This window comes from Enterococcus florum (assembly GCF_004309355.1).
GTDB lineage: Bacteria > Bacillota > Bacilli > Lactobacillales > Enterococcaceae > Enterococcus_A > Enterococcus_A florum.
Genome location: NZ_BJCC01000012.1, coordinates 124999 through 138425, shown reverse-complemented (window position 1 = coordinate 138425; position 13427 = coordinate 124999). Strand labels below are relative to the sequence as shown.

Here is a 13427-nt window from a genome sequence, read left to right as displayed (position 1 = left end):
CTTATTAATCCTCCTTGTTATACACCAGTTTCCCGTCCACAAAAGTGAACATCGTGTTGCCCTTGACAGGCCAGCCTACGAACGGTGTATTTACACCCATTGAAGCAAATTGCTGATCATCAATTTTTTCTTCTGTTTCCAAATCAAATACTGCGATATCAGCCGGTGCGCCGATAGTCAATGCGCCAGCATTCAAGCCGAAAATTTCCGCCGGCTTTACCGCCATCCAGTCGATGACTTGTTCTAAAGTAAAGCGGCCCGTTTCCACAAAATGGGTGTAGATTAGTTGGAAAGCTGTCTCGCTGCCCACGATCCCAAATGGTGCCTTCAAGAACGTTTGATCTTTTTCTTCCAAGCCATGGGGCGCATGGTCTGTAGCGATACAATCGATTGTTCCATCCATCAAGCCTTCAATTAGAGCATCACGATCTTCCTTTCCGCGTAATGGCGGGTTCATTTTCCAAAACCCGTTATCCTCTGGAATATCTTCGTCTATTAGAATCAAGTGGTGTGGAGAAACTTCAGCAGTGACATGGACGCCCGCTTTTTTCGCATCACGGATGACCCGGACACTTTCTTTGGTTGATACGTGGCAAACATGGTAATGTGCGCCTGTTTCTTCGGCTAAAATAACGTCGCGAGCGATTTGCGAAGACTCCGTTGCGCTCATAATTCCCGGCAAATTAAGTTTTTCACTGACTTCGCCTTTATGCATCACGCCGCCGAATAGTAGTGAATCATCTTCAGTATGAGCGACCAAGGCCATTCCTTGTTTCGCTGCTTCCTGCATTGCTAAGTACATGGTTCCAGCTGTTTGCACGCCAACTCCATCGTTAGTGAAGGCAAAAGCTCCTGCCGCTTTTAATCCAGCTTGATCTGTCAGTACATCGCTGCGCAGATTTTCAGTGATTGGCGCATATTGCAGTACTTTAACAACTGCATCTCGTTTAATAATATCAAGGACCTGGTTAAATTTTTCCACTGTATCGGGAGTAGGATCAAGATTTGGCATTGCACAAACGGTTGTAAAGCCGCCGCGAGCTGCTGCTTGGCTACCTGTTTTGATGGTTTCTTTGTAGGTAAAGCCGGGTTCTCTCAAATGTACGTGAACATCCACTAAACCTGGTGTTATTAGTTGGCCTTTTGCGTCGTAAATTTGATCAAAGTCTAAGTTCGCAAATGATTTGCCGATTCCGGCGATAATTCCATCTTCCAACCAAACATCTGCATCTATTAATTGATTGCCTTTGCCAGCAATCTTACCGTTTTTAATTAATACCTTCATAATCCGTATCCCCCTATATTCTATTAAGTTTTATCCTTAACTAAGCTACACCATTCAAAATCGCTTCTAAAATCGCCATCCGTACGAACACACCGTTGCTCATTTGCTCAACGATCCGTGATTGATAGCTTTCTACTAGTGAATCGGCAATTTCCACGTCGCGGTTGACTGGAGCCGGGTGCATGATGATCGCTTTTTCCTTCATACGTTTTGCCCGTTCAATTGTCAAGCCGTATTCTTGATGGTATCCTTCCTTAGAGAAGCTTTCGTTGCCGTCATGACGCTCATGTTGCACTCGAAGCAGCATGACTACGTCAACCATTTCTACTAATTCGTCCAATGGGCGATATTCGCCATATACATCAAAACTCTTATCATACCACTGTTCAGGCCCAGAGAAATAAACCTCCGCTCTCAAACGATTCAGCATTTGCATGTTCGATTTGGCTACCCGCGAGTGGGTAATGTCACCAACGATTGCGACTTTTAAGCCTTCAAAATGTCCAAATTCTTCGTAGATGGTCATTAAGTCCAGCAAACATTGTGTTGGATGCTGTCCGCTGCCGTCTCCGCCATTAATGATCGAACAATGAACAGTCCGGCTTTGGATCAGTTCATCGTAATAATTTTCGTCGCCGTGACGAATGACACAGACATCTACACCAATTGCTGACATGGTCAAGACGGTATCGTATAAAGTTTCTCCTTTTTGCACAGAGCTGGTTCGTGAGTCAAAATCAATGACATCCAAGCCCATTTTCTTCTCAGCAACTTCAAAACTTTTATGGGTCCGGGTGCTGTTCTCAAAAAACAAATTAGCTGCAAAATACTGAGGTTTCTCAGGTGACCACTGTGCCCCGTTTTTAAACTGTTGTCCCCGTTTGATAAGTCCCATCACTTCTTGATCGGATAGGGCTTCGACTGTCAATAAATGCTTTAAACTAATTTTTTCAGATTGGATGATCATGATTCTTCCTCCTTATTTTTCGCTGCATGCTTTTAGGCAAAATCAAATATAAATGTCCGACCCGGTTACTAAGCCACCAACTAGTAGGCAAAGAAGCGGGGACAAGGATTATTCTAATAGGGGTGAATATCTGGAAATGGGCGAGTTGGCTTACGCCTCTTCTTTCTGGATCAAGATCCGATCCTGTCCATCCATTTCTTCCATTTCAACAATGATTTCTTCGGTCAATGCTGTTGGAATATTTTTTCCAACATAATCTGCGCGAATCGGCAGCTCCCGATGTCCGCGATCCACTAAAACTGCCAGTGAAATTCGATTTGGTCGACCATAATCCATCACCGCATCCAGTGCCGCGCGAATCGTCCGGCCGGTGAACAACACATCATCCACCAAGATCACTTCTTTACCCGCGATTTCAAAGGGAATGTCGGAAGAATGCAGCTCAGGCTCCGCTGTTTCCTGTTCTTTTACATCGTCGCGATAAAGGGTAATGTCCAACTCTCCAACTGGAATATCGATGTGCTCCAATTGTCTCAGACGTTCAGCAATACGCTGCGCGATAAAGATTCCCCGAGTTTTGATACCTACCAGCACAATGTCTTGAACTCCCTTGTTGCGTTCAATGATTTCATAGGTGATACGAGTCAACGCTCGTTTCATCGTTACCTCATCAACAACTTCCTTTTTGTACATCCTGCTTCCTCCTCTTTTTCCATAAAAAAAAACTCCTACCCGCATGCAGGTAGGAGGATTATAATCGACTTCGTCAAAAATGATAGAGTTGACCCTAAGCGCACTTAGTCCAAGCTTCTATCTCCACCCTTCTTAGCCTCACGGGACTACTCTTAAAGGATCTCGTATTCAATTTTTCTCACTGGGAATACTATACCGCTCTTTATCTCAGAAATCAATCATTTTTTCGTAAATGGTCCAGGGTTTTTTGGAAGATTTCAGGCAATGAAGCTTCGAAAACGAAGTTTTTGCCAGTTTTCGGATGTGTAAAGCCCAATAGCTTCGCATGCAAAAACTGTCCGTTGCCCTTTAAGGTTTTCTTTGGTCCATACAATGGATCACCAGCTACTGGATAACCAATGTATTGCATGTGTACCCGAATTTGATGGGTCCGACCTGTTTCTAACTGCAGTTCAATCAACGTAAAGCCTGTAAAGCGTTCCAGTACTTCAAAGTGTGTGACTGCTTCTTTACCGCCTTCAATTACTGCTTGCATTTTCCGATCGACCTTTGAACGACCAATTGGCGCTTCAATCCGACCTTTTTCATGAGGAATTTCTCCATGAACCAAAGCCACGTATTTTCTTAAAGAAGTCTTGTCCTTCAACTGTTTTGCCAGCGCTTCATGGGCTTGATCGTTTTTTGCTACCATTAATAAGCCGGATGTGTCTTTATCGATTCGGTGAACAATCCCTGGACGAACCACATCATTAATCGTAGATAAATCCTTTACTTGATGCAGTAAGCCATTCACCAAGGTTCCATGAGAATGTCCAGCCGATGGATGAACCACCATGCCCTGCGGTTTATTTACCACAGCGACGTCCTCATCCTCATAAACAATATCCAGCTGCAAGTCCTCTGGCAAAAGCTCCAACTCTTCCGGTTCTGGAATACGGATCAAAATCTGATCCCCTTTACTTACCTTGTAATTGGCTTTAATCGGCTGATCATCGACTGAAACCTGACCATCCTTGATCCATTGCTGAATCTGGGAACGAGAATAATCCTTCAACCGTTCGTTTAGCACCTTGTCAATCCGGCCGCTTTCTTCCTGAATAACTACTTCAATTTCATTTTCCATGCTTTTTTTCTCTCTCATCTAATAAAATGTAAATAAATATCATCGCGACACCAATCACCAGTGCCATATCCGCAATATTGAAGATTGGAAAATTGATAAAGTCCAATTGGAACATGTCCACTACGTATCCTAAGCGCAGGCGATCAATAAAGTTCCCTACGGCTCCAGCTAAAAATAAACTGATGCCAATAGTAAGCCACTTGCTTTCATGTAAATACTTGGCTAAATAATAAACGCCAGCAGCCACAGCTACTACCGTAATAATAATGAAGAAAACTCGTTGCCCTTCTAATAAACTAAAGGCTCCCCCAGTATTATGAATGTAGGTTAAGGACAATACATTCGGAATGACCTGTTGCCCACCACCTAAATTAAAATTGCCGACAATCCAAAACTTGAACCATTGATCGAGGCCGATAATCGCAGCACTCAACAATAAATATACAGCTAACAATAGACTACTCCTCTTTCTGCGCATAAATATCCCTTGGACGAATGATACCCAATAAATTGCCGTCCGGATTTCCGTCTTTAGTGATCAAAACAGCCTCTAAAGTCGTCTGATTGTGAAACATATCTTCTACCTCAGTTACTTTTGTATCCGCATTTACAAAATGAAAATTGGTGCTTTTTCCAATATTCATTAATAAATCTTCAGCCTTTTTTCCCTGCAGATTTACAGGACCGGCTAAACTTGCTTGAGCAAAAAACAATCCGATCGTTCGCAGCGTAATCAAGCCTCTAAAAGTCCCTCGATGATACACGGGAAATTGCGAAAAGCGTTTTTCTGCTACGATCTCCATCATCTTTCGCAACGGAAAATCCTGCTCAAAGCCAGTGACTTTTTTTCCAAAACGCGGCAGCACCTTTTCAGGACGGATCAATGCTTCCTCGATTTCTGCGATTCTTTTGACGGCCCACTCATTTGGTTCCGCAATTACGAAATCATCTGCGATTTGATCGTGTACGATCGCATTTCGCAATTGTGCGAGCTGCAGCAAATCATTTTCGGTATCTCCGATCAGACTACCTTTGCGTTTTGATAATCGGCGTACCATTTCACTAAAACCCATATTTGCAGGGTTGTTCAATTGATTTTTTAACTCTTTTTCAATTCGATTAAAGGTACTAAGAAAAATATCAGCTCTCTCGCCCATTCATGTGCTCCTTTTTCGTTACTATTGATAGTATAGTAAAAAAGGAGGCATAAAGAAAGCAGGAACAATGAAAAACTCGACAAAGGGATTTGCCGAGTTTGATTAAGTTATCATTTTAATTAATTTCTAGCAAATAAGATAAGCTCTCTACGATACTTTGCTTAAAATAAGATAACTCAACGGAAACTTATCCAACACCTTCGTTGACTCATTATTTGCCATCTCCCAATTATACTCCTCGATATCTTCCAAAATCAGTCCATTTTTTATAAGGGCTTTCAAGATATCTGACAGTTTATGCATAAACCAATAGCCTTCCTTGGTTTCATACTCAACGCCACCGATATAATCTAGACCGTCCTTATAATGATAAGGTCCTTTTTCGAAGTATGGGATTAACAAATCAAAATCGGGCTTTTTTGCATCAAAATCGACTTCAAATAGATAAGCAATTGGATGCATTTCAAAAATCAGTAGTTGACCACCCTCTTTCAACAAGCGGCTAATCACTGCAAAATACTCATTCAAATCGGGGAACCATTGAAGTGAACCTTCTGATATATAAATGAAATCGAAATAATTGTTGTATTTATCATCAATGTCCACAATATTGATTCGCTCGAATGTAGCATCCATTTTAGCTATTTCTGCTAGTTGTCTTGCTTCTTGGATTGCATTATCCGATATGTCAAAACCAACTGCTTTTCGGGCTCCTCGCTTCATCAGAGATAATAATTCTCTTCCGTTATTACAAGGAAGTTGACCAATCACTTTATCAGCTAGATCAATTTCATCTAGTTTTTCTAACAGTACAGCGTCGCAATCTCTATCAAAGGTCGTAAAGGTAGAATCTTGGAATCCTTTTTGTAAAGAATTACTTCTGGCTTTTTGATGGTAATTTTAAAGCTTCATTCCAAGCAGATCTGTTACTGTCGAAGATTTTTTTGAATCCATGGGTGGTTCCTCCATTGTGATTGTATCAGTAAATAAATCGCTACTTATTTATAAAAATAAACAACGATTTATAAAAAATGCATAGTGTATTCACTTTACGTCTTCTGATATAAATTTGGCTATTGGTACATCACTAATGATTAACACCTATAAATCTTCAATCCTATACTCCATGTAACCTTCATAGTAATAACTAGTGTCTATCCCTTTCATAAACACATCACGATCATCGACTTTGTCTGTCAGCGAATCTTTCAACAAAAATCTGATCTCCAAATCATTTACCGGACTACGTTCCATGGCAGAAAGGTATGCTTCTTTGTCGACTTGGCTCCAGTCCACAACTTTTCCAAGTTCTTTCTTTAAAATCAAATCTAACCAGATTCTCATGCTTCTACCGTTTCCCTCACGAAAAGGATGAGCAACACTAATCTCTACATATTTAGCAATGATTTCTTCATGATCATTTTGAGGCATTTTATCAATATATTCCAAGGCAGCTTGTAAATACATCCCAGGCGCAAAGCGGAAATTTCCCTTTGCTATGTTAACGTCTCGAACTTTTCCAGCAAAATAGTAGATATCTTCAAAAAGATAGCTGTGAATGACCGCTAATCCTTGAAAGGTGCCGACTTCTAACTCATTGATTTTTCCGGATTCAAATAACTGCTTAGCTTTTTGTTTACTGATCTTTTCTTCAGCTTTAGCGAGTTCAATCTGATCCATAATACTCAACTTATTTTCTAACATCGAAATTCTCCTTAATCACGAAGGCGTCACCGTTTTGTAGTAACCTAATGTTACCATTTTAAGCTTTCTATGTAAAAACCATACTAGCTTAGATCATCCAACAATCAACAAAAAAACCCGAAACACCCACCGGCATTCCGAGTTCTCATACTTACTATTTCCCCAACAACTCCACCTTAATCATCCCAATCCCCTTCTCCAACTCATCCTGTTCAATCGTTAGAGGAGGCAATAGGCGCAGCGTGTTGTTGCCGGCTTTCAATACTAACAAACCTTTTTTCTGTAAATTCGCAACAGTCGCATTCAATGTATCTTGATCTTTCAACTGCACACCGATCATCAAGCCCTGTCCACGAACATCTACTACTTTATCACTAGAATCCTTCAAACTACCTAAAGACTTCAACGCATAGTCGCCTTTTTGTTTCACTTTGTTTAAGAAGTCTGGACTATTAATAATGTCCAATACCGCCACTGCCACTCGTAGTGCCAGCTTGTTTCCGCCGAAGGTTGTGCCGTGAGAACCTGGTCCAAAGGCGTCCTTTAGTTCTTTTTTGCCTAGCATGGCACCGACTGGGAAGCCGTTGCCTAGTGCTTTGGCTAGGGTGAAGATGTCTGGCTCTATGCCATAGCCTTCGTAGGCGTACAAGTTACCTGTGCGGCCGATTCCTGTTTGAATCTCATCGACCACCAACAAGGCACCTTGTTCTTTACAAAGGGCTGCGACTTGTTGCACCCAGGAAACATCCGCAGGTTGTACGCCGCCTTCGCCTTGGATCAGTTCTAGCATAACGGCTGCGGTATCTTGATCGACAATTTCTTTTAATGGCTCGATTTCGTTGTACGGAACGTATTGGAAATCGGGTAAAATTGGCGCAAAGCCTTCATGCAACGCTTCTTGGCCGGTTGCACTTAGTGCGCCATAGGTACGTCCATGGAATGATTGCTGGAAGCTGATAATTTTTGAACGTCCGGTGGCTTTCCGGGCTAGCTTGATGGCTGCTTCGTTGGCTTCGGTTCCGCTGTTGCAGAAGAAGGCTAAGTAATTTTTGTTATTGGCTAGTTTTTTGGCTACGTCTTCCTGCAGCTTGCTGGAATACAGATTTGAGGTATGCCAAATCAGGTGCATCTGTTTTTCCAGGGCTTGGATTAGCTTGGGGTGCTGATGGCCTAAGCTATTTACTCCAATTCCGCTGGTGAAATCTAAATATTCTTTGCCAGTTTGGTCTTCGACGTAGTTGCCAAAGCCCTTGACTAGATCAATGGATTCTCTTTTGTAATTAGGAAATAGATGAGTCATGCAAACACCTTCGCTTTCGTAATTTTTGTGCCGCATTTTGCGATGCTGTTGGTAATGAAGACTTCCTTCACACCTTTGGTCAGTGCTGAAGTAGCGCTGTCCAGTTTAGGAATCATGCCGCCAGTAATGACTTCTTGATCCTTTAATTGTTCTACGTCGTCAGTCGTTAAATGCTCCAACCATTCGCCTTCGCATTTTACGCCTGGTACATCAGTGATTAAATACAAAGCTTCTGCATCTAGTGCTTCCGCAATTTTGCAGGCTGCGGTGTCGGCATTAATGTTTAACCATTCGCCCTCTTCGGTTAAACCAAGAGGAGCGATGATTGGCACATGATTTTTCGCTAATACGTCGTTAATCATGCCAGTACCGATATTGGTGATGGTACCAACATAACCTAAGCTGTCTTTGTCGATAAAGGTTCCTTGGATCAATTGACCGCAAGAAGCATGCAAGCCAACTGCAGAGAAGCCGTTTTGTTGGAAAACCGTGGTGATGGCAGGCTGAACTTGGCCGATTAACACCATTTGAGTAATTTTTAATGCTTGAGCAGAGGTCACACGCAGACCGTTGGCAATCGTTACAGGAACATTTAGCTTTTCCATCATTTCAGTGATGTAGTAGCCGCCGCCGTGAACGATGACGATCTCTTGACCGGCTGCTTGCCAATCTGCTAATGTATCAAAAAATTCTTCGGTTAAGTTATCACTGGCGACGCCGCCAATTTTCACTACGATTTTTCCCATGTCTTTACTCCCCTTACGTATGGTATAACGCATTGACTTCTACGTATTTGTACGTTAAATCACAGCCCCAAGCGGCACCCTTTGCGTCTCCTAAATTCATATCAACAGCAATAACAATCTTGTCTTGTTCTAAAATTTGTTTGATCGCAGTTTCGTCGAAGGTTTGCGGCTGACTGTTTTTCAATACTTGCACACTGCCGATCCACATATCTACTTTCTCTGGATCAATCTTCGTTTCCGAATAACCGATCGCACAGATGATTCGGCCCCAGTTGGGATCTTCGCCGAACATCGCAGTCTTCACTAACATCGAACCGACGATCTTTTTAGCGATCATCCGAGCTGCCAACTCGTCAGTTGCGCCTTCTACCTGTACTTCAATCAGCTTCGTAGCTCCTTCGCCGTCTTTGGCGATCATCTGGGCCAAGGTTTCGCTAACCAGCTTGAACATCGCGGAGAACTTGTCATAGCCTTCTGTGCCCTTTTTAATTTCAGTGTTGCCAGCCAGGCCATTCGCTAAAACTAATACCATGTCGTTAGTGGACGTATCTCCGTCTACCGTAATTTGGTTGAAGGTTGTTTCAGTTTTTTCACTTAGCAATTCCTGAAGCAATTCTTGTGAGATTTCTGCATCAGTTGTGATAAAGGCCAGCATCGTCGCCATGTTTGGATGAATCATGCCTGAACCTTTGGCTGTCCCAGCAATGGTCACCAATTCGCCGTTGATCGTGTCCTGAACGACGATTTCCTTGGTTGTTGTATCAGTAGTCAGGATTGCTTCGTGGAAATGGTACGGCTGTCCCTCTTGTAAATCGATCGTTTGGATCCCTCCTTCAACTAACTCGATTGGCATCGTTTTGCCGATCACTCCAGTCGAAGCAACAGCTACATTAGTTGCCGCAACACCTAATTGATCGGCAGCTGCTTGTTGCATTTTTTTTGCATGAACCAGTCCGATTTCCCCGGTGCAAGCATTGGCGTAGCCTGAGTTAACGACAACTGCTTGAATCGTCGGGTCCTGCATTGCTTCTTTCGTTACATAAATCGGTGCTGCCTTTACTTGATTCGTCGTATAAACTGCCGCAGCCTTCGCTGGTTTTTCAGAGTAAATCACGCCCAAGTCCAGTTTATTCTTCTTTAGTCCTGCATGTAAGCCAGTGGCTTGAAAGCCTTTCGGGCTGGCGATTGTTCCATCAATACTATTCATAAGTCGTCTCCTTTGTCGTTACGGATAAACAGGTACCAGCTCTAAGCCAGTCGTTTCCGGTAGATTCATTAGTAAGTTTAAGTTCTGAATGGCTTGGCCGGCTGCACCTTTGACCAGATTATCAATTACGCTGACCACCGTTATCGTTTGCGTTGCTTTATTATAAGCAGTGCCAATGTCGCAATAGTTGGAACCTACGACTTGTTTGATGCAAGGAAATTGCTGATCTTCCTGCAAGCGGATGAAAGGTTTACTTCCATACTCTGCTTCAAAAGCTTCACAAATGTCCATACTAGTGACTCCCGTCTTTGCTTTACAATAGGTCGTCATCAGAATTCCACGGGTGACAGGAATCAATGCTGTTGAAAACTGAATCGCTGGAATTTCTTTATCCCATTGCTGCAGCTGCTGAATGATTTCTGGAATGTGCTGATGCTGGTTCAATTTGTACACAGACATGTTGTCGTTGACCTCTGTATAGTGTGCCGCTTCAGAAAGCTTCTTTCCTGCACCAGATAATCCAGACTTGCCATCAAAGATGATAGAATCCTTTTCGATCAACTTCTGCCTAACTAAAGGAGCAACAGATAAGATGGCTGCTGTTGCGTAACAGCCTGGGTTTGCAATCAGTTTTATATCCTTCGGTAAATCAAAATCGGCCAATCCATAAGTTGCTAGATGCAACGCTGAAATTGGGGCACTTGTTTTACCGTACCATTTCTCATAATGGGCTGGATTCTTCAAGCGATAATCGCCAGAGAGATCAATCACTGGAAATTGCTTTTCAATAAAAGGAAGTGCTTGTTCTTTAGCCACACCTGAAGGCGCTGCGAAAAATACTAAATCTGCCTGTGCCATAATCTTTTCAGGATTGACTTCTTCTAAAGGCAATTTGATCAGCTGTTTTAAATGAGGGAATCGTCGGTCGATCGCTTCCCCATTCTGGGAATGACTATGGATAGAAACAATTTCTACCGCTGGATGATTGTTTAGCAAGCGCAGCAATTCTAATCCACTGTAGCCAGTCACACCGATAATTGATACTTTCACTCAAAAACCTCCGTCCAAATTGCATAAAAATACAATTGATTGCTGTATAGTTTATAATTATAGAATTCTAATCTGAATAAGTCAATGCTTTTTATAAATATTTTCGCTCATTTACGTAATTTTATTCACTATATTAGACGAAATAGCACTTTTTTAGAAATAATATGCATTTTAGTACCAAAAAAGACCAGATGAATTGTCCATCTGATCTTAATACTTCCTATAAAGTTTCTAAAATCGTGCGTAGTTCACCAACTGAAACTTGTCCCGGCGCAGAAGCTTTTTTCGCTGCGCCAAATGTTGCGGCAGAGCCGAATGTTGCACCAGAAACTCGGCTGACCACACCTAGCTTGCCCATAGACATTGTGATTAACGGTTGTTTTGCATAATTATTATACATTTCTTGTGTAGCATCCAATAAAACAATGACATCGTGAGTAGTTTGCGGCATTACTGCAATCTTGCAGATATCTGCGCCTTTGTCCTGCATCGCACGTAAGCGAGTGATGATTTCTTCTTTTGGCGGTGTTTTGTCGAAGTCGTGGTTGCACATTACGATCTTCACGCCTTTGTCATGAGCTGCCTTCACTAATTCATCAACCTCAGTTTCCGGCATAAACAATTCAACATCTAACAAATCAAAGCTACCTTGCTCCAAGAATGCATGATACATTTCGAAGTATTGCGCGTCATCCATCGGACAGACGCCGCCTTCTTTGGCTGTACGGAAGGTAACCAATAAAGGCATCTTCACAGCCTCTTTCACCTCTTTTGTGAATTCCGCAGCTTTAGCAAAATCAGTGACTTCTTCAAAATGATCGATCCGCCATTCAATGATGTCACAGTTGCTGGATACGGCAATTTCTGCTTCTTGCAAGATTTCGTCGCGTGTTTTTCCTACTAAAGGAACGATCACTTTCGGCAGGCCTTCGCCTAGGGTTACGTTTTCAACAGTTACGGTTTCCATTTTAAGTTCCCACTTCTTTCTTAAAAATCTACTCTGCGCCCTTCTTCAGCTGATAGATAAGCCGCATAGATAATTTTTATTGTATCATAAGCGAGGTCCAAACCGGAGAGAGGTTCGCGATTTTCTGCCACACATTCTGCAAAATCTTGATATTGCGCCAAATAACCGCGCAAGGTTTCTTCGGCAACGAATACTTTATTCCAGCCTGTTTTGTCCTGAAGCTGCTCTGAAATGTACACATCATCTAGATCTTCCTGATCCAAGAAATAGGTTGACAGGTTATCTGCTGGTGTGATCTTATTCACTAAGACACTATCATTAGTGTACACTTCTACATAATTTTTTACGCCGCCAAGTGTATTGTCATTGGAGATCGAGATCGCTTTAGTGCCATCAGTAAAGGTGAGGATAACTGTCGCAAAATCTTCCGTATCGATTGATTCGGCTGGGAAGTAACGCTTGTCGTGCGCATTCAAGGTTGGAGCCAAACGACCCGTTTCTGCAACAACACTTTGTACACGGATTTTTTCGCCTCGTGCGTTTGCTTCAATTTGTTTAAGAAACAACATGCCGCCGATTGGATGGCTGTCTAAACGAATCAATGAACCGCCGCCAGCTAATGACCAGTGAGCAGAAGCGGGCGAGGTAGAGGAGCGAATACTTTCTTCGCCCTTCATATACATAATTTTACTCTTCTTCGCTTCAATCATCTTAGCAGATTGTAAAATGTTTGGAGAGTACACATAATTCTCGGCATACATGAATAGGCGATCAGAGTCTTCGAATTTTTGTCGACACTCATTGATGTCTGCTAATAATTTTTTATACATCTTTGATTTTGGAACATTCAATCCAATCGGCTCCTGATCTTCTATTTCTCCAAAATAGTCGGTTAAAGGCTTTTCACAAATAACATGCTTCTTTGTTTTCAAGGCTTGATAGGCTAAGGTTAGATGGGTCACAGGAGGTGTGATGATGTCTACTTCTGGGTCATTCAGCACTTCTTCATAGCTTTGAGCCGTTTGTTCAATGATGTCCCACTTTTCACATAGTTTTTTTGCACGTTCCTGGTCATTGTCATAGACATATTTGATTCTTAAATCAACACCAGTGACTTTATCGTAGGAATTCGTGTGAAAATTTCCGGCAAAGCCTGCTCCAATAATCGCAATCGTCACTTTTTTTATAGATGGATTCCTCCATTTCTTTTCATAACTATAGAGAGAAT

At 42.2% G+C, this 13427-nt stretch carries 14 protein-coding genes; all 14 read right to left on the bottom strand.

The window, feature by feature from the left end:
* Positions 1-4: 4 nt before the first annotated feature.
* The 14 genes from pyrC to NRIC_RS07785 all read right to left on the bottom strand — a co-directional run bounded on the left by pyrC (position 5) and on the right by NRIC_RS07785 (position 13377).
* The gene (pyrC, locus tag NRIC_RS07850) at positions 5-1285 is read right to left on the bottom strand and encodes a dihydroorotase (protein ID WP_146622149.1); all 1281 of its coding nucleotides are present in this window, start codon (positions 1283-1285) and stop codon (positions 5-7) included.
* 40 nt (positions 1286-1325) lie between these two features.
* On the bottom strand, positions 1326-2252 hold the full coding sequence (locus NRIC_RS07845) for an aspartate carbamoyltransferase catalytic subunit (protein ID WP_146622148.1): 927 nt from the start codon (positions 2250-2252) through the stop codon (positions 1326-1328).
* Positions 2253-2402: 150 nt separating this feature from the next.
* Positions 2403-2945 carry a bifunctional pyr operon transcriptional regulator/uracil phosphoribosyltransferase PyrR gene (pyrR, locus tag NRIC_RS07840; RefSeq protein WP_146622147.1) on the bottom strand — a complete coding sequence of 181 codons (543 nt, stop codon included), beginning with the start codon at positions 2943-2945 and terminating at the stop codon, positions 2403-2405.
* A 214-nt stretch (positions 2946-3159) separates the two neighbouring features.
* On the bottom strand, positions 3160-4068 hold the full coding sequence (locus NRIC_RS07835) for an RluA family pseudouridine synthase (protein ID WP_146622146.1): 909 nt from the start codon (positions 4066-4068) through the stop codon (positions 3160-3162).
* Positions 4058-4522: a signal peptidase II gene (lspA, locus tag NRIC_RS07830; protein WP_146622145.1), complete on the bottom strand. Its 465-nt coding sequence runs from the start codon at positions 4520-4522 to the stop codon at positions 4058-4060. Before lspA ends, NRIC_RS07835 begins: the two co-directional genes overlap by 11 nt.
* Before the next feature lie 4 nt (positions 4523-4526).
* Positions 4527-5225 (bottom strand): CBS domain-containing protein, encoded by a 699-nt coding sequence (locus NRIC_RS07825; protein WP_146622144.1) that lies wholly within the window; start codon positions 5223-5225, stop codon positions 4527-4529.
* A gap of 147 nt (positions 5226-5372) precedes the next feature.
* Positions 5373-5996 (bottom strand): class I SAM-dependent methyltransferase, encoded by a 624-nt coding sequence (locus tag NRIC_RS07820; protein WP_227873760.1) that lies wholly within the window; start codon positions 5994-5996, stop codon positions 5373-5375.
* Between the two features lie 330 nt (positions 5997-6326).
* Complete coding sequence (gene fic, locus NRIC_RS07815) at positions 6327-6929, bottom strand: protein adenylyltransferase Fic (protein ID WP_146622142.1); 603 nt, start codon at positions 6927-6929, stop codon at positions 6327-6329.
* Between the two features lie 154 nt (positions 6930-7083).
* Positions 7084-8229, bottom strand: coding sequence for an acetylornithine transaminase (gene argD, locus NRIC_RS07810; protein ID WP_146622141.1), 1146 nt, complete (start codon positions 8227-8229; stop codon positions 7084-7086).
* Positions 8226-8975, bottom strand: a complete 750-nt coding sequence (gene argB / locus NRIC_RS07805) for an acetylglutamate kinase (RefSeq protein ID WP_146622140.1) — start codon at positions 8973-8975, stop codon at positions 8226-8228. The genes argD and argB overlap by 4 nt, the downstream gene beginning before the upstream one ends.
* 13 nt (positions 8976-8988) lie before the next feature.
* Positions 8989-10182 (bottom strand): bifunctional ornithine acetyltransferase/N-acetylglutamate synthase, encoded by a 1194-nt coding sequence (argJ, locus tag NRIC_RS07800; protein ID WP_146622139.1) that lies wholly within the window; start codon positions 10180-10182, stop codon positions 8989-8991.
* 18 nt (positions 10183-10200) lie between these two features.
* Positions 10201-11232 carry an N-acetyl-gamma-glutamyl-phosphate reductase gene (gene argC, locus NRIC_RS07795; protein WP_146622138.1) on the bottom strand — a complete coding sequence of 344 codons (1032 nt, stop codon included), beginning with the start codon at positions 11230-11232 and terminating at the stop codon, positions 10201-10203.
* A gap of 220 nt (positions 11233-11452) precedes the next feature.
* Positions 11453-12199 (bottom strand): type I 3-dehydroquinate dehydratase, encoded by a 747-nt coding sequence (gene aroD / locus NRIC_RS07790; protein ID WP_146622137.1) that lies wholly within the window; start codon positions 12197-12199, stop codon positions 11453-11455.
* A 20-nt stretch (positions 12200-12219) separates the two neighbouring features.
* On the bottom strand, positions 12220-13377 hold the full coding sequence (locus NRIC_RS07785; protein ID WP_227873759.1) for a Gfo/Idh/MocA family protein: 1158 nt from the start codon (positions 13375-13377) through the stop codon (positions 12220-12222).
* Positions 13378-13427: the final 50 nt, after the last annotated feature.